This window comes from Streptomyces erythrochromogenes (genome assembly GCF_040684695.1).
Classification (GTDB): Bacteria; Actinomycetota; Actinomycetes; order Streptomycetales; family Streptomycetaceae; genus Streptomyces; species Streptomyces erythrochromogenes_C.
The window spans coordinates 55,224-72,936 of the sequence record NZ_JBFBGM010000019.1 but is presented as its reverse complement, the minus strand read 5'-3'; the positions used below and the strand labels follow the sequence as shown (position 1 = coordinate 72,936).

Annotated in this window: 16 protein-coding genes; 9 read left to right on the top strand and 7 right to left on the bottom strand. The window is 73.0% G+C overall.

The features are described from left to right. Positions 1 to 52 precede the first annotated feature (52 nt). From AB0O53_RS25685 to AB0O53_RS25675, 3 genes are all read right to left on the bottom strand, one after another. Entirely contained in the window at positions 53 to 367 is a 315-nt protein-coding gene (locus AB0O53_RS25685; protein WP_365198538.1) for a hypothetical protein, read from the bottom strand. Positions 368 to 448: 81 nt separating this feature from the next. Then, on the bottom strand, positions 449 to 2,347 hold the full coding sequence (locus tag AB0O53_RS25680) for a copper resistance CopC/CopD family protein (protein WP_365198536.1): 1,899 nt from the start codon (positions 2,345 to 2,347) through the stop codon (positions 449 to 451). Between the two features lie 351 nt (positions 2,348 to 2,698). Continuing rightward, positions 2,699 to 3,268, bottom strand: a complete 570-nt coding sequence (locus tag AB0O53_RS25675) for a TerD family protein (RefSeq protein ID WP_350995499.1) — start codon at positions 3,266 to 3,268, stop codon at positions 2,699 to 2,701. 221 nt (positions 3,269 to 3,489) lie between these two features. Here AB0O53_RS25675 and AB0O53_RS25670 point away from each other — a divergent pair, with 221 nt between their 5' ends. Continuing rightward, positions 3,490 to 3,894 (top strand): BlaI/MecI/CopY family transcriptional regulator, encoded by a 405-nt coding sequence (locus tag AB0O53_RS25670; RefSeq protein WP_365198533.1) that lies wholly within the window; start codon positions 3,490 to 3,492, stop codon positions 3,892 to 3,894. A gap of 5 nt (positions 3,895 to 3,899) precedes the next feature. Further along, positions 3,900 to 4,829: a M56 family metallopeptidase gene (locus AB0O53_RS25665; RefSeq protein ID WP_365198530.1), complete on the top strand. Its 930-nt coding sequence runs from the start codon at positions 3,900 to 3,902 to the stop codon at positions 4,827 to 4,829. Positions 4,830 to 4,859: 30 nt separating this feature from the next. Here AB0O53_RS25665 and AB0O53_RS25660 read toward each other — a convergent pair whose 3' ends face one another. After that, entirely contained in the window at positions 4,860 to 5,504 is a 645-nt protein-coding gene (locus AB0O53_RS25660; protein WP_365198527.1) for a CatB-related O-acetyltransferase, read from the bottom strand. A 94-nt stretch (positions 5,505 to 5,598) separates the two neighbouring features. Then, complete coding sequence (locus AB0O53_RS25655) at positions 5,599 to 6,612, bottom strand: sporulation protein (protein WP_365198647.1); 1,014 nt, start codon at positions 6,610 to 6,612, stop codon at positions 5,599 to 5,601. Positions 6,613 to 6,968: 356 nt separating this feature from the next. Between AB0O53_RS25655 and AB0O53_RS25650 the strand changes: the two genes are divergently transcribed. The 3 genes from AB0O53_RS25650 to dhaK all read left to right on the top strand — a co-directional run bounded on the left by AB0O53_RS25650 (position 6,969) and on the right by dhaK (position 10,517). Beyond that, positions 6,969 to 8,300, top strand: coding sequence for a hemolysin family protein (locus tag AB0O53_RS25650; RefSeq protein ID WP_350995491.1), 1,332 nt, complete (start codon positions 6,969 to 6,971; stop codon positions 8,298 to 8,300). Then, positions 8,297 to 9,322 carry a hemolysin family protein gene (locus AB0O53_RS25645; protein ID WP_350995490.1) on the top strand — a complete coding sequence of 342 codons (1,026 nt, stop codon included), beginning with the start codon at positions 8,297 to 8,299 and terminating at the stop codon, positions 9,320 to 9,322. Before AB0O53_RS25650 ends, AB0O53_RS25645 begins: the two co-directional genes overlap by 4 nt. 190 nt (positions 9,323 to 9,512) lie before the next feature. Then, complete coding sequence (gene dhaK, locus AB0O53_RS25640) at positions 9,513 to 10,517, top strand: dihydroxyacetone kinase subunit DhaK (RefSeq protein WP_350995488.1); 1,005 nt, start codon at positions 9,513 to 9,515, stop codon at positions 10,515 to 10,517. Here the strand turns inward: dhaK and AB0O53_RS25635 are convergent. Beyond that, positions 10,405 to 11,082 (bottom strand): DUF2231 domain-containing protein, encoded by a 678-nt coding sequence (locus tag AB0O53_RS25635; protein ID WP_350995487.1) that lies wholly within the window; start codon positions 11,080 to 11,082, stop codon positions 10,405 to 10,407. The two genes, dhaK and AB0O53_RS25635, sit on opposite strands and share 113 nt — an antisense overlap. Positions 11,083 to 11,258: 176 nt before the next feature. On the opposite strand from AB0O53_RS25635, the gene AB0O53_RS25630 reads away from it, so the two are divergent. The 4 genes from AB0O53_RS25630 to AB0O53_RS25610 all read left to right on the top strand — a co-directional run bounded on the left by AB0O53_RS25630 (position 11,259) and on the right by AB0O53_RS25610 (position 15,259). After that, on the top strand, positions 11,259 to 11,966 hold the full coding sequence (locus AB0O53_RS25630; protein ID WP_350995486.1) for a scabin-related ADP-ribosyltransferase: 708 nt from the start codon (positions 11,259 to 11,261) through the stop codon (positions 11,964 to 11,966). A 177-nt stretch (positions 11,967 to 12,143) separates the two neighbouring features. Then, complete coding sequence (gene kilB / locus AB0O53_RS25625; protein ID WP_365198524.1) at positions 12,144 to 12,626, top strand: plasmid transfer protein KilB; 483 nt, start codon at positions 12,144 to 12,146, stop codon at positions 12,624 to 12,626. Positions 12,627 to 12,702: 76 nt separating this feature from the next. Next, positions 12,703 to 14,262, top strand: coding sequence for an AzlD domain-containing protein (locus tag AB0O53_RS25620; RefSeq protein WP_365198522.1), 1,560 nt, complete (start codon positions 12,703 to 12,705; stop codon positions 14,260 to 14,262). Positions 14,263 to 14,695: 433 nt separating this feature from the next. Continuing rightward, positions 14,696 to 15,259, top strand: a complete 564-nt coding sequence (locus AB0O53_RS25610) for a ribosome-inactivating family protein (RefSeq protein ID WP_350995480.1) — start codon at positions 14,696 to 14,698, stop codon at positions 15,257 to 15,259. Between the two features lie 68 nt (positions 15,260 to 15,327). Here AB0O53_RS25610 and AB0O53_RS25605 read toward each other — a convergent pair whose 3' ends face one another. Continuing rightward, on the bottom strand, positions 15,328 to 17,712 hold the full coding sequence (locus AB0O53_RS25605) for an ABC transporter permease (protein WP_350995478.1): 2,385 nt from the start codon (positions 17,710 to 17,712) through the stop codon (positions 15,328 to 15,330). Between the last annotated feature and the right edge of the window lies 1 nt (position 17,713).

The following is a 17,713-nucleotide window of genomic DNA, read 5'->3' as shown; positions in this document are numbered from 1 at the left end:
CCGACGTGCACCACACCAATGATGGGCGTCGCGCGGCTCCACAACCTCGCGCTCAGCGGATGAGCTGGTCCCACCGCACCGTGAACTCCTCGCGCCCGTCGGGCGTGGTGACACCGTGCGGCGAGGTCGAGACGGTGACGACCTGGTCGTCTCCCGTCAGACCGTCATCCTCGGCGACCGCGCAGGCGACGGTGACCTCAACCGGATACGACGTGTCCGGGCCGAGCTCGCCCGTCGCCGCGAAGATCGGGGCCTTGTCGAACAGCGACCAGCGCCGTCCTTCCGCGTCCGTGAACTGAACCTCGACCACCCCGGGCCACGGCTCATCGTCCGCCCAGCGGACCGCCTCACACCTCAACTCAAGCACGAACGCCCCCCACAGCGGAACAAGGTCATCAACTAGCGCCAGTATCCCGCGAGACGCCAGGCCCTGCCCACGGGACAACCTTCAGGTGACGCGGATGGTCTCGCGCACGGTGATCTGGTCGATCTCGGTGGTGCGGACGGTGATGCTCAGGGTCCAGGGACCGGACATGGGCAGCTGCAGGTCGTAAGTGGCCCAGTACCCCTTCTGGTTCTTGAGTTTGGCGTCCAGCGGGCCGATGCCGAGGTCGTCCTGGGTCAGGGTGAGGCGCAGTTCGGGGACGGTGGCGAAGCCGCCGTCCGCGGTGTAGACGACGGCTTCGACCGTGTTCACGCCGACGCGTCCCGGCTCCAGCGTGATCTGTACGGAACCCTTCTGGCCGGCCGTCCCCATGTCGAACGGGACGGTGACCACCTTCACCTGCGGCTCCGGGGAGAGGGCGGCCGGTGTCGTGTCGGCGGCGCGGCTGGGCTGGGTTCCGGTGAGCAGGGTCGTGATCGCCAGGACCACGGCGCCGAGCGCGGCTTCGACGGCCACCGTGCGGCGCAGCCTGCGCCGGTGCCCCTCGGTCTCGGGGGCGGCGACGGTGGCGGAGGCGGAGGCGGGCGGCCCGGTGTCGTCCTCCGGCTCACCCGGGGCCGGTGTGTCCGGCATACGGCCGGCCACCGGTGCCGCCGGGGAGGACGGCGCACCGACCGTCTCCACGACCCTCAACCGCACCGGTTCGGATTCCGCCGGCCGTTCGGCGGCCGGCAGTGCCCCGTGGTCGAGACGGGCCGTCCAGCGGCGGGAGAGGAACGCCACCCCCAGTACGAGGACCACGGCGGCGAGCTTCACCGCGAGGATCCTGCCGTACGACGTGGTGTACATCGCCTCCCAGGAGCCGACCTGCCGCCAGGACTGGTACATGCCCGTGCCGACGAGGACCGCGACGGCCGCGAAGGCCACGGTGGAGAAGCGCCCGACGGCGGACGCGGGGACCTCACCGCCGCCGGGGGCCCTCCGCCGCAGGACGGTCGCCAGCGTGATCAGGCCGCCGAGCCAGACTCCCATCGCCAGCAGGTGCAGCACGGCGACGGGAATGGCCAGCGGCACCTGGATGCCCGCGGAGGCGTGCTCCGCCCCGGCCCAGGTGAACGCCAGGGCCGACGCGAGCACTGCCGCGACGACCCGGGCGCGGGTACCGAGGTCACCCGCCGTCGTTCCGTCGTCGTGGTGACGGCCGAGGCGTGCCGCTGCCCGCCTGAGCAGCACCGCGGCGCCCGCGAGGAGCGCGAGCCGTACGAGCAGTGCGATCCCGGGTCTTCCGGTCACGGTCCGGCCCAGCTGGGACGGGTCGAACGCCGACGCCAGCGATCCGGCCGTCTCGTAGGGGCCGCGGAGCAGGAGCAGGGCCGCGGTGGACACCACCAGCGCCACCCAGCCGACCGTCAGCACCCTGCGGACCGGGCGGAGCGCGGCCGCGGTGGGCCAGCACAGCAGGACGAAGGAGACGGCTCCGACCAGCAGGGCCAGTCCGCTGTAGGCGACATGGCGGAGGATCCCGTACAGGCGGGCGGCCGCCGTGTCCTCGATGGAGTCCGTCGCGACCACGGCGGCGGTGCCGGACGGCTTGCCGATGGAGAAGATGAACGCGCCCGAGATCGGGTGGCCGTCGGCGGAGACGACGCGCCAGGCCACCGTGTAGGTCCCCTGCGCGAGTCCGTCCGACAGCTCCACCCGGGCGGTGTCGTCCTTGCCGTCCACGTGCTGCGCCGGGCGCGGGTTCACCCGCTCGTTGTCCGGGGACAGCACTCTCAGCGAGTCGTCGGAGAAGCCGACCGACTCCGTGAAGGTGAGCGTGACCTGCTTCGGCGCCGTACCGAGGACGGAGCCCTCCGCGGGGTCGGAACCCCTGAGGGCGGCGTGGGCGGAGGCCGGGCCGGCGCCGCCGAGGACCAGGGCGAGCAGGGAGGCAACCAGCGCGAGGACCGTCAGTGACATTCTCGCGGGGGGCGTTCCAAAGTGCATGGACAGTCAGTCTCCGAAGTGGCGGTCGTCAGCGGCGGCACCGCCGCCCGGAATTCGATCGTCTCGAGGTCATGACGGGATGTGGACGATAGTGCTGCCGACCTCGGCGAGGAGTTCCTTGAGCAACTTCGGCTAAAGCGCGGACCTGAGGGCTCGGGTCGGGGCGCATTCCTGTTATGGAGCGCCGGGCGCAGGCCCCGCGGGTCTCCACGGGTCTGCACGGGTCCTTCGACCCTCCTCCGGGGCGTGCACCCGCCCGGCCGCCTCCGGGTGCCGGTCGGTCGGGGCGGGTGCGCGCGGAACCGCCCCGCCCCGACCGGCCCGCTACACGCCGAAGTCGGCCGTGATGCCGGCCAGGCCGGAGGCGTAGCCCTGGCCGACCGCGCGGAACTTCCACTCCGCGCCGTTGCGGTAGAGCTCACCGAAGATCATCGCGGTCTCGGTCGCGGCGTCCTCGGAGAGGTCGTAGCGGGCGAGTTCGGTGCCGCCCGCCTGGTTGACGACGCGGATGAAGGCGTTGCGGACCTGGCCGAAGCTGTGACCGCGGCTTTCGGCCTCGTGGATGGAGACGGGGAAGACGATCTTCGTGACGTCCGCGGGGACGGCTGCGAGGTCGACCTTGATGACCTCGTCGTCGCCCTCGCCCTCGCCGGTGAGGTTGTCACCGGTGTGCTCGACCGATCCGTCAGGGCTCTTGAGGTTGTTGTAGAAGACGAAGTTGCCGCTGGTGGCGACCTTGCCCGACTCCCCCACGAGCAGTGCGCTCGCGTCCAGGTCGTAGTCGGTGCCGGTGGTCGTGCGGACGTCCCAGCCCAGGCCGACCAGTACGGCGGTCAGTCCCGGGGCCTCCTTGCTCAGCGAGACGTTGCCGCCCTTGGACAGGCTCACACCCATGTCGCATCCCTCTCGTGTCCGGGCCCCGGAACGCGGTGGTTCCGGGGCGCCAGGTGCCGGAGCCTGAAATCTACATTAGTGTAGAAATATTGTGGGAGACCCACGCTGCGGCCGCGGGCGCCGACGGCGCACCGGCACCGGCGGACGGCGAGGGGTACCGGTCAGTACGATGAACCGCCCCGCGACGGTCGGCGGGGCCGAACGGCGGGGAGGGTGACGGCATGACGGACCGGATCGAAAGCGGCGGCGCCCGGCATTCCCGCCGCCGGGGCCAGGGCGAGCTGGAGGCACAGGTGCTGGCCGCCCTGCACGCCGCGCCCAGGCCCGCCAACGCGGCCTGGGTGCAGGAGCACCTCGGCGGCGGCCTCGCCTACACCACCGTGATGACCATCCTGACCCGACTGCACGCCAAGGGCGCCGTCGCCCGACGGCGCGCGGGCCGTTCCTTCGAGTGGACGCCGGTCGCGGACGAGTCGGGACTGGCCGCGCTGCGGATGCGGAAGGTACTGGACGCCGAGGCGGACCGGGAGGCGGTGCTGGCCAGCTTCGTCACCGCCCTGCCTCCCGGCGACGAGCGCGTACTGCGGGACCTGCTGGCCCAGATCCCCGAAGAAGGGGAAGACTGACCGGCATGGGCGTCTTCGTCTTCCTGCCGCTGGTCCTGCCGCTGACGGCCTGGCCCGTCGCGCGCCTGGCCGAGCACCATCTCCACCCGCGTGCCGCCACCTGGCTACTGACCGGCGTCGCCGCCGTCCTGGCCGTCTGCAGCACGCTGTGCCTGGCGCTGCTGATGGTGGTCGGTACGGCCCAACTGCCCGGGAACCCGCTGCCGGACGGCTGGTCGGACCCGGAGGTCCGGGAAGCCGTGCCCTACGACGAGATCGCCGGCAAGGCCGCCATCCCCGCGCTGATCGCCGTCCTCGCCTCCTGCGCACGGGCCGCCTGGCGCCACCACCGGGTCCTCCGCCGCGCCGGACAGGCACTGGCCGGGCTGCCCGCCACGCCGGTGGCGGTGCTTCCCGACGAGGCCCCGTACGCCTACGCCCTGCCCGGCAGGCGGGACCGGATCGTGGTCACGACGGGCATGCTGGCCGCTCTCGGCCCATCCGAACGCCGGGCCCTGTTCGCCCACGAGCGCGCCCATCTCACGGCCCGCCACCACCGCTTCCTGCTGACCGTCCAACTCGCGGCACGGGCGAACCCGTTCCTGCGCCCGCTGCGCTCGGCGGTGATGTACACCGCCGAGCGCTGGGCGGACGAGGAGGCGGCCGTCCGCGTCGGCAGCCGCCGCACCGTGGCCCGGGCGGTCGGCAAGGCCGCCCTGGTCTCCCGCGGCATGCCGGTCGCGACCCTGGCCGGCTTCGCCGCCCCGGGCCCGGTGCCGCGGCGGGTCGCCGCGCTGCTCGCGCCCCCGCCCGCCGCGTCGCTGTGGCCGCCCGCCTTCACCGCGGTGGGCGTGGCCGCCTGGGGGGCGGCGGCCGGTACCACCGCGTCGGCGCTGTCCTCGGCGAACGCGGCGCTCACGCTGTTCTTCATCCTCGAAGCCGCCACTCCCCTGTAGGACCGCGTCGGGGACGGGCGGGCGGGCGGCTCAGCCGCCGGGGGCGATCGCCTCGAGGTCGGCGACCGTGCCGGACATGAGGGTCCGGACGTGTTCCGCGAGGTGTTCCGCGGGCCAGTCCCACCACGCGAGCGCGAGCAGGCGGGCGACCTCGTCGTCGCCGTAGCGGGTACGGATGAGCCTGGCCGGGTTCCCGCCGACGATGCCGTAGTCGGGAACGTCGTCCACGACGACGGCGCCGGAGGCGACGACCGCACCGTGCCCGATGCGCACCCCCGGCATGACCATCGTGTCGTAGCCGAACCAGACGTCGTTGCCGACCACCGTGTCCCCCCGGCTCGGCAGGCCGGTGAGCAGGTCGAAGTGCTCGGCCCAGGAGCCGCCCATGATGGGGAAGGGGAACGTGGAGGGGCCGTCCATACGGTGGTTGGCGCCGTTCATGATGAACCTCACCCCGGTGCCCAGCGCGCAGAACTTCCCGATGACGAGCCTCTCCGGCCCGTAGTGGTAGAGCACGTTCCGGGTCTCGAACGCGGTGGGGTCTTCCGGATCGTCGTAGTAGGAGTACTCCCCCACGTCGATCAGAGCGGACGTCACCAGCGGCTTCAGCAACACCACGCGCGGCTGGTCCGGGAAGGGGTGAAGCACCGTCGGGTCCGGGGGGAGGCGGTTCATGGCGGTCACTTTCGTTCGGCGTCGGCCGCGGCGCACGCCGCGCCGCCGGCCCGGTCCTCGTCGGTCTTCCGTAGTCCCCCCGGCCCCAGCCCCCTCAGCCCTCTTCGTCCGCCCCGTCCTCGTCGTCGTCCCCTTCGAAGAAGTCGCCCACCTCGTCGACGACTTCCGCCGCGACCATACCGCCGACGACTCCGACCGCCAGACCGGCGGCGCCGGCGGCGATGACGGTTCCCGCGCCCGGACCCGCGGAGTGGTGGTCGTGGCCGTGCTCGCCCTTGTCGGCGTGGGTGCCGTACGCGTCCGCCGGTCCGTGCGGCGCGGGAACGGAGCGGGTGCCGTGCCCGGCGGCCAGCTGGCGCATCCAGCCGTCGACCTCGGCCGTCCAGTCGCGCCCTTCGACGCCGGCGTGGCCGACGGTGAAGCGGGTCAGGGCGTCGTGCCCGGCCGAGAACAGGCCCCGGGGCTTGTCCGCCTCCAGTACGACCTCCACCCCGCCCGCGTTCGCCAGGAAGGTCACCTCGACCTCCCGCATGGCGTGCGCGTACCGCGGGGCCGGGGTGAGCTCGATCTCCTGGTAGAAGGGCAGTTGCTGCCCGGTGCCGCCGATGCGCCCGTATTCCAGGTCGGCCGACATGAAGCCGAAGCCGAGCTGTCCGAGGGCTTCCAGGACGGCTTCCTGCACGGGCAGGGGGGCGACCCTGAGCGGGTCGAGGTCTCCCTTGTCCTTCGCCCCGGCCACGCCGAGCTCCGTCCGCACGCCCAGGACGATGCCGAGGGGCTGCCCGTGGAGCTCGGTGACGGGGGTCTCCCAGGGCAGCGTGACCGTGAACGGCAGGGTGCGTTCTTCGTCCTCGTCGAGGCGGAAGCCGCCGCCGACCTTGAAGCGGTCGAAGACGACGGCGCCCTCGTGTTCCCCGTCATCGGTCTCGGCCTCCACACGGGCGGTGAGCTCCAGGGTGATGTGCTCGATGTCGAAGGCGGCCCTGCCGCCCTTGAGGCGCACTTCTCCGGCGAGCCGGCCGCCGGGCAGGACCGCGCCGGGGGCCAGGGCCGTGTCCACCGTCGGTCCGCCGACGCCGATCGAACCGAGCAGTCGCTTGAACACCATCGTGGCGTCCACTCCTTCATGGTGCGGAGCGGACCGACCCGGCCCGCTCTGGCATTATCTACACGCATGTAGAAGCATAGGAGCAGCGGGGCGGACCCCGGGACCGATACGCGGGACCGGCCGGAAAAGTCCGAAAACACCCCTGCATGCCCGCCGGGACACCCGGACTGGCCAGGAGCTTTACTCGTCCTTTACCATGGTGCGGCGGATACTGTCCCACCCGCATGCAGCAGACCGGACCCTGCCGGGTCCGCCGATCGAAGAAGGAGCAGCAGACCCGCAATGGGTGAACCTCCCAGTACGAGCCGTGCCACGCCCTGCCCGCAGACTCCGAGCCGGGAAGCGGGGGTGGCACGGTGACCGAAGTGCTCCTGCTGCTGCTCGCGCTCGGCCTGACGCTGGCGTGCGCGGTGTTCGTCGCCGCCGAGTTCTCTCTGACCACGGTCGAGCGCAGCGAGCTCGAACGCGCCGCCGCGGCCGGTGAGCGCGGCGCCGAAGGCGCGCTGAAGGCCGCCAAGAAGCTCACGTTCCAGTTGTCCGGCGCCCAGCTCGGCATCACGCTGACCTCGCTCGTGATCGGCATGCTGTCCGAGCCGTCCGTCTCCGCCCTCCTACGGGGCCCCCTGGAGGCCGCCGGGCTGCCCGCCGGAGCCGTCTCCGCCACCGCGACCCTGCTGGGCGTGGCCCTGTCCACGGTCGTCCTGATGGTGGTCGGGGAGCTGGTGCCGAAGAACTGGGCCATCTCGCACCCGCTGGCCGTGGCGAAGGTCGTCGCGGGCCCGCAGCGCGGCTTCACCGCCGCTTTCGCGCCGCTGATCCGCCACCTGAACAACACGGCGAACCGGCTGGTGCGCCGCTTCGGGCTGGAGCCCGCCGAGGAGCTGGCCTCCGCCCGTACGCCGGACGAGCTGGTCGCACTCGTCCAGCACTCGGCCCGCCAGGGTGCCATCGAGGCGGACTCGGCCGAGCTGTTCGTCAGGACCGTTCACCTGGCGGAGCTGACCGCGGAGAACGTGATGACCCCGCGCGTGGACGTACAGGCCCTGGAGGCCCACGCCACCGCGGCCGACGCCGCGAACCTGACGCTGGCCACCGGCATCTCCCGCTTCCCGGTCTACCGGGACGTCCTGGACAACGTGATCGGCACCCTCCACATCCGCGACGTGCTCGCCCTGGAGGAGGAGAAGCGCGCCGGCACGCCCGTCACCGACCTGATCACCGAGCCCCTGCTCGTGCCCCACTCCCTGACCGTGGACCGCCTGCTCGGACGGCTGCGCAGGGCCCGCACCATGGCCGTGGTCATCGACGAGTACGGCGGCACCGCGGGCGTCGCGACCGTCGAGGACATCATCGAAGAGGTCGTCGGCGAGGTCCGCGACGAACACGACCCGTTGGAGGTCCCCGACCTCATCGAGGGCCCCGAGCACGAGGGCCGGAAGGTGTGGGAGGCGGAAGGGAGCATCCGCCTCGACGAGCTGGCGGAGATCGGTCTGACGGCGCCCGAGGGCCCGTACGAGACCCTGGCCGGCCTGATCGCCACCCGTCTGGAGCGCATCCCCGCCGAGGGCGACACCGTGCGGGTCGACGGCTGGGAGCTGTCCGTACTCGACATAGAGCACCACCGCGCCGACCGGGTGTCGATCACCGCGCCCGCCGTTTCCGCCATCACCGAGGAGCAGGGCCGATGACCGCGATCCAGTTGCTGATCGGCGCCTTCACCCTGATCACCAATGCCTTCTTCGTCGGTGCCGAGTTCGCCCTGATCTCCGTACGGCGCAGCCAGATCGAGCCGGCCGCGCTGAAGGGCGACCGGCGGGCGAGGACCACCCTGTGGGGCATCGAGCACCTGTCCGCCCTGATGGCGACCGCCCAGCTCGGCATCACGGTGTCCTCCCTCGTCCTCGGCGCGGTCGCCGAACCGGCCATCGCGCACCTGCTGGAACCCCCGTTCGAGGCCATCGGTGTCCCCGAGGCACTGATCCACCCGATCGCGTTCGTCATCGCGCTCACCCTGGCGACGTACCTGCACATGCTGGTCGGTGAGATGGTGCCGAAGAACATCGCGCTCGCCGCCCCGGCGCCGACCGCCCTGCTCCTCGGCCCGCCGCTGGTGGCCCTCACCCGCACGCTGCGCCCGTTCGTCTTCGGCATCAACGCCTTCGCCAACGCCCTGCTGCGGCTGATGAAGGTCGAACCGAAGGACGAAGTCGGATCCGTGTTCACGGACGACGAACTCGCCCGTCTGATCAAGGACTCCAGCGCCGCCGGGCTCCTCGCTCCGGAGGACGGCGAACGCCTTCAGGACGCCCTGGAGCTCGGCACCCGGCCCGTCGGCGATGTCATGACCCCGCTCGACCGGGTGGTCACCGTCGCCCACGACATCACCCCCCAGGGCCTGGAACGGGCGGCGGCGGCCCACGGCTTCTCCCGTCTGCCGGTCACCGGCCCCGGCGACGAGATCCTGGGCTACCTCCACATCAAGGACGCCCTCGGCGCCGCGGACCGCACCGCTCCCTTCCCGCGCGGCGCCCTGCACACCGTCACCGAGGTCGCCCTCGACACTCCGCTCGACGACACCATGACCGCCATGCGCGCGGCCGGAACCCATCTCGCCGCCGTCACCGGCACCAAGGGCACCGTCCTCGGCTTCGTCACCATGGAGGACCTGCTCGAAGAACTCGTCGGCGCGGCCCAGGACGGCGACGCCTGACCGACCCGACCCGACCCGACGATGGCCGGCGCCTCCCGAGGTGCCGGCCATCGGCCTGTCCTCGCTCTTCGCCCGGGGCGGGGAGCGCCGCGCGCGACGTGTGCCACGCCGGGACCCCCGTCTGCCTGTATCCGCGGGCGCACTCCCCTACCGTCGGAGTCCGAAGCTGCAACTCCACCGGGAGAGACGCGTGAAAATGCTGATCAACAGTCCCCAGACCGTGGTCGCCGATGCCCTGCGCGGGCTGGCCGCCGCCCACCCGGAGCTGGACGTGGATCCGGAGGCCCGGGTCGTCGTGCGCAAGGGGGCGCGCGAGGGCGGTCGGGTCGGCCTGGTCTCGGGCGGCGGCTCCGGTCACGAGCCCCTGCACGCCGGCTTCGTCGGCCCCGGCATGCTGTCCGCCGCCTGTCCGGGCGAGGTGTTCACTTCTCCCGTGCCCGACCAGGTACTCCGGGCCGCCAAGGCCGTGGACTCCGGCCGGGGGGTCCTGTTCATCGTCAAGAACTACACCGGGGACGTACTGAACTTCGACATGGCCGCCGAACTCGCCGAGGAGGACGGCATCCGGGTCGAGCGCGTCCTCGTCGACGACGACGTGGCCGTCACCGACAGCCTCTACACCGCCGGCCGGCGCGGCACCGGAGCCACCCTCTTCGTCGAGAAGATCGCCGGGGCCGCCGCCGAGGCGGGTGCTCCGCTGGAGCAGGTCGCGGCGGTGGCCCGGCGGGTCAACGCCGCCTCCCGCAGCTTCGGGGTGGCCCTGAGCGCCTGCACGACGCCCGCCAAGGGCAGCCCCACCTTCGACCTGCCCGACGGCGAGCTCGAACTCGGCATCGGCATCCACGGCGAGCCCGGCCGCGAGCGCCGGCCGATGATGTCGGCGCGCGAGATCGCGGAGTTCGCGGTGGGCGCCGTACTGGACGACCTTGCGGACGCGGCCCCGGCCGACGGGCCGGTCCTGGCCCTGGTGAACGGCATGGGTGCCACGCCCCTGCTGGAGCTGTACGGGTTCCACGCGGAGGTGGCGCGGGTGCTCGCGGACCGCGGCGTGCCGGTGGCGCGCACCCTCGTCGGGAACTACGTCACGTCGCTGGACATGGCGGGGTGCTCGGTGACCCTGTGCCGGGCGGACGAGGAACTCCTGCGGCTGTGGGACGCTCCGGTGCAGACGCCGGCCCTGCGCTGGGGGCGCTGACCGCCTTCCGGAACGTGTCCTGCCGGTGGGCGATGTGGCCGCCGAGAGCCCCGGTCACGGCCACCGCCGCCAGCCCGGCCCATCCCCACATCCGCCCCTTCACCGGGTGTCCGCCGAGGCGCGCCGCGAGGGAGACCGCGTAGCAGCCGACGGCCGCCGCGTTGGAGGCGGCATGGGCGAGGCCGACCCGGGCCTGCTCGGGCGGCTGGTCGGCCCAGTCCGCCCAGCCTGCGATCGCGGCGGGGGCCACACCCGCCAGGCCGACGGCCGTCAGGGTCGTGGCCCCGCGGCGCTCGCCGGGTACGAGGTCCAGCACCGCGGCGGAGAGCCAGCAGCCGACGGGCACCTGGACGAGGACGGGATGGAGGGGATGGCCCAGCGGCCTCCCCTTCAGCAGGTCCCTCACGTCGCCCAGCGGGAGCGAGCGGATCCCCCGCTGGAGGACGCGGACGGCCGGATCGGCCACCGTGGTGCGTTCGATGCGGCCCAGCGTCCTCAGCCACCACCCGGAGGCGGCGTTCAGGGCGGGGGCGACCTTCGTGGGGTCGAGGGTTGTCTTGTTCATGGATGGCGCCTACCCGGCTTCGGGCCCCTGCCCCACGTCGGTGTCGGCCGAGAGGGTGGACGGGGCACCCGATATGACTGATCCCCCCATGCGAGTGGATCATCCGCCCGACCGTGCCCGGCGGCCCGTACCCCCTCTATATACAGGGGATGTCGCTCACCCCCACCGTTTGACTGATGGGTCGTCATGCCATGCTGAAGGTCGCTCTCCGAGTCCTCGCCGCCTCGTTCCTGCTCTCCGCCGCCATCACCCCGTCCGCCGCGGCAGCGCCCGCGGCGGAGGACGAGACCACCGCCCCCTGTGGACCGGTCGTCGAATACCGTGCCATCGACTGGTGGCGCACCACCACGATCCCGCAGATCGCCCGCTCGGTCGCGGCCCAGGCCGCCGGCGAGCGCTGGCAGTGGCGCAACGACGTCAACACCCTGTGGCGCGGCGACACCCGGGAGACCGTCGAGGAGATCTTCCGGACCGGATTCACCCCCCGCGGTGACCAGCTCACCCCGCTGGCGGAGTACATCGTCAAGGGCGGGGGCCAGCTCAGCGCCCACCTCAGCACCAGCTGCGACGTGTCGGTGGCGAAGAGGTTCGCCACGTACGGTGCGGCGCAGACCGGCTGGGTGTACGAGATCTACGCGCCCGGCGGCATCGACGTGAACGCGACGGCGCGGGTGAACAACTACCAGTCGCCCTACCTGTGGAACAAGGAGATCGACTTCCCCGGCGGCGTCGGGGGCAACTTCATCAAGGGCGCGTGCAAGTACCGGCTGACCGGCACCGACCCGGTCACCAACGAGAAGACCTGGGAACAACTCGGCTGCAAGGACAACGCCGGCTTCGCGCCCTACAAGTCCGCCCCGGCCTCCTACACCCTGGCGCGCTGACCCCGGCCGCAACACGCTGCGGCGCGAAGGCGCCACGGGCACACGGAAGGCCCCGCGACCCGGGGCCTTCCGTCATGACCGGGAGGCCCCCGCCCGGGTCCGGCTCACGTGTGCCGGGCGGCCGCCCTGGGCAAGTGATCATGGAGTGTGCCCCCGCCCGAGAGGACCCGCCCCGTGATGTCCATATGGCCCTCGATCGTCGCCGTACTCGGAACCCTCGCCGGCGCGCTGACCGCCGGACTCCTCCAGCACCGTTCGGCGCGCAGCGCACGGGCCGAGGAGCGCGCCGTCGGCCACCGTCAGGACATGCTCGGCGCCGTCACCGAGTTCGCGGCCGCCCTGGACGCGCACCGCTCGGCGATGTTCCACCGGGAGCGCCTGGCGCTGGCCGGGACCACCGGGGCCGAGCACCAACTGGAGGCCGAGACGAGGTCCCACGACACCCGGGCGGCGGTCACCGCGCCCCACATCCGCCTCCAGGTCCTCGTCCCCGAACTGGCCGTCGCCGCCCAGCGGGCCGCGGACGCCACGTACGCGCTGCGCAGGGCGGCCGACCGGACCGAGCTGGACGTACGGCGGCACGCGGCCAAGGAAGCCTCCGTCGCCTTCATCGCCGCGGCCGCAGCACTGCTGAACCCGCCGGTGGCGCCCGGCCGGTGACAGAACCCCGGCCCCGGGTGCAGAATCGAGCCTGCGACACCGGGCGGGGGCCCGGTCCGGGGGCGGGGGTGGGCCGATGGGCCGGGTATGGCGATGGGGACTGACCCTGCTGGTGGCGGGGTTCGTGCTGTGGTACGCCTCCTACTACACGACGATCGCGGTCTGGGAGCTGCGCAAGCTCCTCTCGTGGTTCGCCCTGCCCCTGCTGGCGGTGGCGTGCTGCGTCGCGACCGCCCTGGTGGTGCGGCAGATCCGGCGGCGTACGGGGCGTTCCCTCGGCGGGGCGGGCACGACCGCCGTCCTGGCGTGGCTCGGTGGTGTCCTCGGACTCGCGCTCGCCGTCGGCTGGCTGGTGTACGGGGCCTACCTCCAGGACCGCGCGTACATGGCCACCGCGCAGATCGTGACCGACCCGGTCCCCGCGCTCTCCGCCCGTTCCCCGTACCTGGTCGGCAAGGCGCAGGCCGCCCCGCACCTCGGCGACGTCACCGGTGAGATCTCCGACATCACCTATCTGCCCGACTCCGACCGCTTCGGCACGCTCGTCGAGCGGCGCGGCTGGCTCGCCGGGTACGAGGTGGGCCTCGTGCAGGAGGTTCCGCTGGGCGGCAGCGGTCGCAGCCAGGTGCGCTGTCCCTTCGACACGGCGAAGGCCGACGCCCGTATCAGCGGCTGGTTCGGCCACAACCTCGGCCGGAAGATCTCCGCCGTGAAGCGGTGGGTCCGCTTCGATGCCGACGACGCCTACGTGACGTGCTCGAACGGCACGCCGGTCGTGGTGGTCCCCCTCAAGCGCCAGACCGGCGTCCTCGTCGTGACCGAACGCCCCGCCGGCGTGGCCCTCTACGACGGCAGGACCGGGAAACTCACGGTCACCACGGACACGTCCGCGGTCCCGGGCCCCTCCTACCCGTTGAGTCTCTCCGCCCGCCAGCGGGAGGGCACGGCGGCGGTGGGCAGCTTCAGCGACTGGTGGTTCGAGCGCAGCGGCTGGGACGCGTCCGAGGACGGCGCCAACGAGGGCAACGAGTCCGAGTTCACCCTGCGGTACGGCGCCGCGGGCGCGGGCGACGCCGCCGGCAGTGCGTACGTCACCCCCCTCACCCCCCAGGGCGAGGCCAGCTCGGTGGTGGCCGTCTCCACGGTGCCCACCCGTCACCGGGGCGGCTCCCTCGCGCCGATGACGGTGCACCGCCTCGATCCGGCCTGGTCGTCGCCGAAGGCGCTCGTGGCGCTCATCAAGGCCGAGTACCGGGACGTCTGCTGCTACAACGACGACCAGGTGTTCGAGGTCGTCCCCACCGGGGGCAGCACGTGGACGGCCACCGTCGGCAGCGAGCAGAACATCCGCTACCGGGTGGAGGGCAGGGGCCCGGTCGACGGGCGCGAGGCCACCTGCCTCAAGGCCGCCGACGGCGCCCTCATCCGATGTGCCTACGCGGCGCCCGGCTCCCCCGAGGAACAGGAGCTCAAACGCAGGGAGCAGCAGAAGCAACAGGAGGAGGCCGCGAAGGGCGCGGGAGGCGGCGCGGGCGCACCGGGCGACCTCCAGGGCCTGACGGACGACCAACTGGCAGATCTGCAGCGCCGCTTGGGCGACGAGGTGCTCCGGCGGCTGAAGAGCGGACGAGGCTGATCCGCCGGCCCGCCGCCCCGGAAGGAGACGTGCGCGGCGAGCAGGAGGCATGCGCGTCGCGCAGAGCCGAAGACGCTCGTCCACGGCGCGGACACGTTCACCGACGTCTTCCTGCCGGTCCTCGTCGACGACGGCCGGCGCATTGCCAACAAGGCTTGTCACCGGCATTCATGAAAGACCGACAGCATCCGGCGGGCGAGTTCCGCGCGCCGAATTCTTAGCAGTGGCAGCCAACAATTCTCGCCACCCGGATCCCGACGACTACAAAGGTCCGCATCGGACCGAACCCGACCCCCGATGAGGGTGTGGAGTCCCTCGGTGGTCGCAACGATGGCGAAGGTGGTGAGCGTATGTGTGAGTCCAGCCCAGTCCCTTGCGGTCGGACCACTGACGACGAGTCCGGGTCCTGGCCCTCTCCCCCGGCGGTCCGGCCATGCTGATGCCCATCCTGTTCTCCCCGGCGCAGGCCACGGCGCACGAGTACCGGTCCCTGACGTCGACCATCCGCGCGAAGGCGGAGGACGCGCAGGGATTCTTCGGCGGAGCGGGGCGCAAGGAGGGGGAGATGCCCCATCTTCCCCTGCACATCAAACTCCGGGGGCTGTTCGTCGAGCTGTTCATAGAACTCCGTCCCCGCAACACGAGCCTGCGCATCGCCGGATTCCGGAACCTCGTCGAGGACGGCCTGGCCCGGCCGGAGGCCTCCGTGCACCACGTGCGGGACGCGGTCGCGCCGCAGGGCATCGACCGGACGGAGACCCTGCCGTTCGGCGGGGACCGCGCCTCCCTCGAAACGGCCGCCGCCGTCCGGCGCGCCGGAATCATGCTGGGGCGACGGCACTTGAGCCTCGCCGTCATCCGACTGCACCGCAACGACGATCCTCGGAGCACCGCCTACGGCATGCTCGTGCTCTCGGAAATGCTCTGCGAGGCTGCCCGGTACCCCGCCCTGGCGGATGCGATGTCCCGCCTGTGGACGACCGGAGGGCGGCTGTAGTCCCCCGGGGTCCCGGTCCGTCCGGCGCGGCTGCGGCCGCGCCGGACGGACGGTCCCTCCCGGGGACCTCAGAGGGTTTCGCTGAGCGAGTCCGCGAGGCGGCGGCGGGCCGTCCGCGTCGCCGGCAGGGCCGCTGCCGCGACCGCACCCAGCACCGCCGCAACGATCATCGTCAACAGGACCGGCAGCGGAGGCGGTTGGGCGATGCCCGCGCCGATGCCGCTGGACGCGCCCTGGGTGTCCACCAGCCAGGTGCCGGACAAGAGGCCCACCGCGGTGCCCACCAGCGCTGCTGCGAGCGCGGTCAGGCCGGCGGCCGTCACGATCATCGCGCCGATCTGCCGGGGCGTGAGCCCGATCGCCTTCAGGGCGAGCAGGTCGCGGCCCCGGTCGCGTACGCCGGTGCCGATCAGGGTCAGCAGTTCGATCAGCCCGATGAGGCCCAGTACCGCGATCAGGGCGCCGATCACCCCGCGCGCGGGCTCCAGCCGGTCGGCCGGGTTGGGTGTCTCTCGGATTTCGAGGCTTCCGCCGGTGGCCGCGGCGAGGGCGCCGCTCACGGCCCGGGGATCGGCTCCCTCGCGCAACACCAGGGCGTGGTAGGCGGGTCGCACCTGCGGGTCCCGTTCGCGCAGTGCGTCGAGGGTCGTGGTGATCACCCGGCCGCCGGACTCGGGCTCGATGGTGCGGCCGACGAGGTGCAGGATCTGCGGCCGTCCGCCGACCGTCATCCGCACCCAGTCTCCGACCCGTACGCCGAGCAGGTCCAGCAGCCCCTGGCCAGCCACCGCCTCGTCGGGGCCGGCGACCGCGCGCCCTTCCACCACGGCGGAGGGGTAGGGCCGGCCGGCGGTGCCCAGTCCGCGCAGCGTGATGGTGCCGGTCTGTCCGGGGACGAGGGCCGCCATCTCGGCGCCCGGATGGACGGCCTCGACGTCCGGGACCGCCGCGAGGGTCTTCTCCAGCTCCTCGTCCGACCGCCCGGTGGGCTGCTCGGCGCGTACGGTCAGGGCCGCGGCCAGCCCCATCTGCGCGGGACGGCTGCGGAACTGGTCCAGGGTCGACCAGGAGACGAGGGCGACCGTGATGAGGACCAGCGGCAGCGCGAGCCGGGCCACCGGCACCAGTGTGCGGCCGCGCCGGGGGAACGCCGCGCGCCATCCCAGGACGAGGGCGGGCGGCACCCGCACGCCGAGCGCCCGCTTCCCGAGCGCGGTCATCGGCGCGGCGGTCGGCAGCGCCGCCCGGGCCACGGGCACCGGGGGCACCCGTCCGGCCCGCCAGGCCGAGAGTCCGGTGGAGGCAGCGATCAGCAGCACCGCGCCGACGGGGATGCCGATCATCAGGGCGGTGTGGCCGGGCAGGTCCTCCCAGACGGCGGCGGCCTCCCCGATCCGCCCGGGTATCCGGGCGCCGAGCAGGGCGATCGCCGTGGTGCCGAGGGCCACGCCGAGGAGGGCGAAGGCCAGGTGCTGGACGAGGAAGCCGCGGGCGACCTGACCGGGGGTGAAGCCGATCGCTTTGAGGACGGCGATGTCCCGCAGCTGGCCCCGGACGCGGGCTCCGATCGCCCCGGACGCGGCCAGTGCCGCCGCGAGCAGGGCGCCGAGGCCGAAGACGGCGAACATCGCGCCCAGGAGCCGGTCGTCGCCGCCCGCGTCGGCGCGGGCCTGCTGCCACTTGGTGACCTCGGCGACCCGGTCGGCGCCGAGTACGGTGACCGCCCGCTGGACGATGAAGTCCGTGTCGTCCGGGTCCTCCAGGCGCAGCCCCACGCTCTGTCCGGTGTCTCCCCGGGCGATCTCCTCGAGGGTGGCGGGGAGCACCCAGCCGATGCCCGCCGCGCCGCCCGGCTGGTAGCGGGGCTCGGCCGCGTCGGCCGTCCCGCTCACCCGCAGCAGGTGCGGGGCGCCGTCCGGCCCGGTGACGCGTACGGTGTCGCCGGGCTCCGCCCAGAGGGCCCGCGCGACCGAGGTCTCCAGCACGACGGAGCCGACGCCCGAGGCCGGTCCCGAGCCGGAGGTCGGTCCCGAGCCGGGGGTGGTGCCAGGGGCCGGGCCCGAGCCTTCGTCCGGCGCGGTGAGCCAGGTGCCCGTACCGACGAGCGGCCGCCCGGTCTGCGGTGGCTCCACCGGGGCCGCGCGCAGGGTCACCCCGGCGCGGGCGCCGCGGGACTCCACCGTGGTCGCCGTCGTCCGGTAGGGGCCCGAGAGCGCCGCGACCCCGTCCACGCCGGACAGGGCTCCGGTGTCCGCGCCGGCGCGGGTGTGCAGCCAGATGTGGGCGCCGTGGGACTGGTTGAAGACCCGCTGCCAGGGGTTCGCTGCGTAGCCGAACAGCGCGCCGGCCAGCAGGAGCGAGGCGATGACCCCGGCGCTGGCCAGGACGACGAACAGGGCTTCGCCGCGGTGTGCGCGGAAGTCGGCCTGGGCCCAGCGCAGGGTGGCCCGCACG

Coding starts and splice junctions, on each gene's coding strand:
- AB0O53_RS25660 (WP_365198527.1), bottom strand. CDS start 5,504: ATGAACCGCCTCCCCCCGGACCCGACGGTGCTTCACCCCTTCCCGGAC.
- AB0O53_RS25630 (WP_350995486.1), top strand. CDS start 11,259: ATGGGTCGTCATGCCATGCTGAAGGTCGCTCTCCGAGTCCTCGCCGCC.
- AB0O53_RS25645 (WP_350995490.1), top strand. CDS start 8,297: ATGACCGCGATCCAGTTGCTGATCGGCGCCTTCACCCTGATCACCAAT.
- AB0O53_RS25675 (WP_350995499.1), bottom strand. CDS start 3,268: ATGGGTGTGAGCCTGTCCAAGGGCGGCAACGTCTCGCTGAGCAAGGAG.
- AB0O53_RS25680 (WP_365198536.1), bottom strand. CDS start 2,347: ATGTCACTGACGGTCCTCGCGCTGGTTGCCTCCCTGCTCGCCCTGGTC.
- AB0O53_RS25670 (WP_365198533.1), top strand. CDS start 3,490: ATGACGGACCGGATCGAAAGCGGCGGCGCCCGGCATTCCCGCCGCCGG.
- AB0O53_RS25665 (WP_365198530.1), top strand. CDS start 3,900: ATGGGCGTCTTCGTCTTCCTGCCGCTGGTCCTGCCGCTGACGGCCTGG.
- AB0O53_RS25655 (WP_365198647.1), bottom strand. CDS start 6,612: ATGGTGTTCAAGCGACTGCTCGGTTCGATCGGCGTCGGCGGACCGACG.
- kilB (WP_365198524.1), top strand. CDS start 12,144: ATGTCCATATGGCCCTCGATCGTCGCCGTACTCGGAACCCTCGCCGGC.
- AB0O53_RS25635 (WP_350995487.1), bottom strand. CDS start 11,082: ATGAACAAGACAACCCTCGACCCCACGAAGGTCGCCCCCGCCCTGAAC.
- AB0O53_RS25610 (WP_350995480.1), top strand. CDS start 14,696: ATGCTGATGCCCATCCTGTTCTCCCCGGCGCAGGCCACGGCGCACGAG.
- AB0O53_RS25620 (WP_365198522.1), top strand. CDS start 12,703: ATGGGCCGGGTATGGCGATGGGGACTGACCCTGCTGGTGGCGGGGTTC.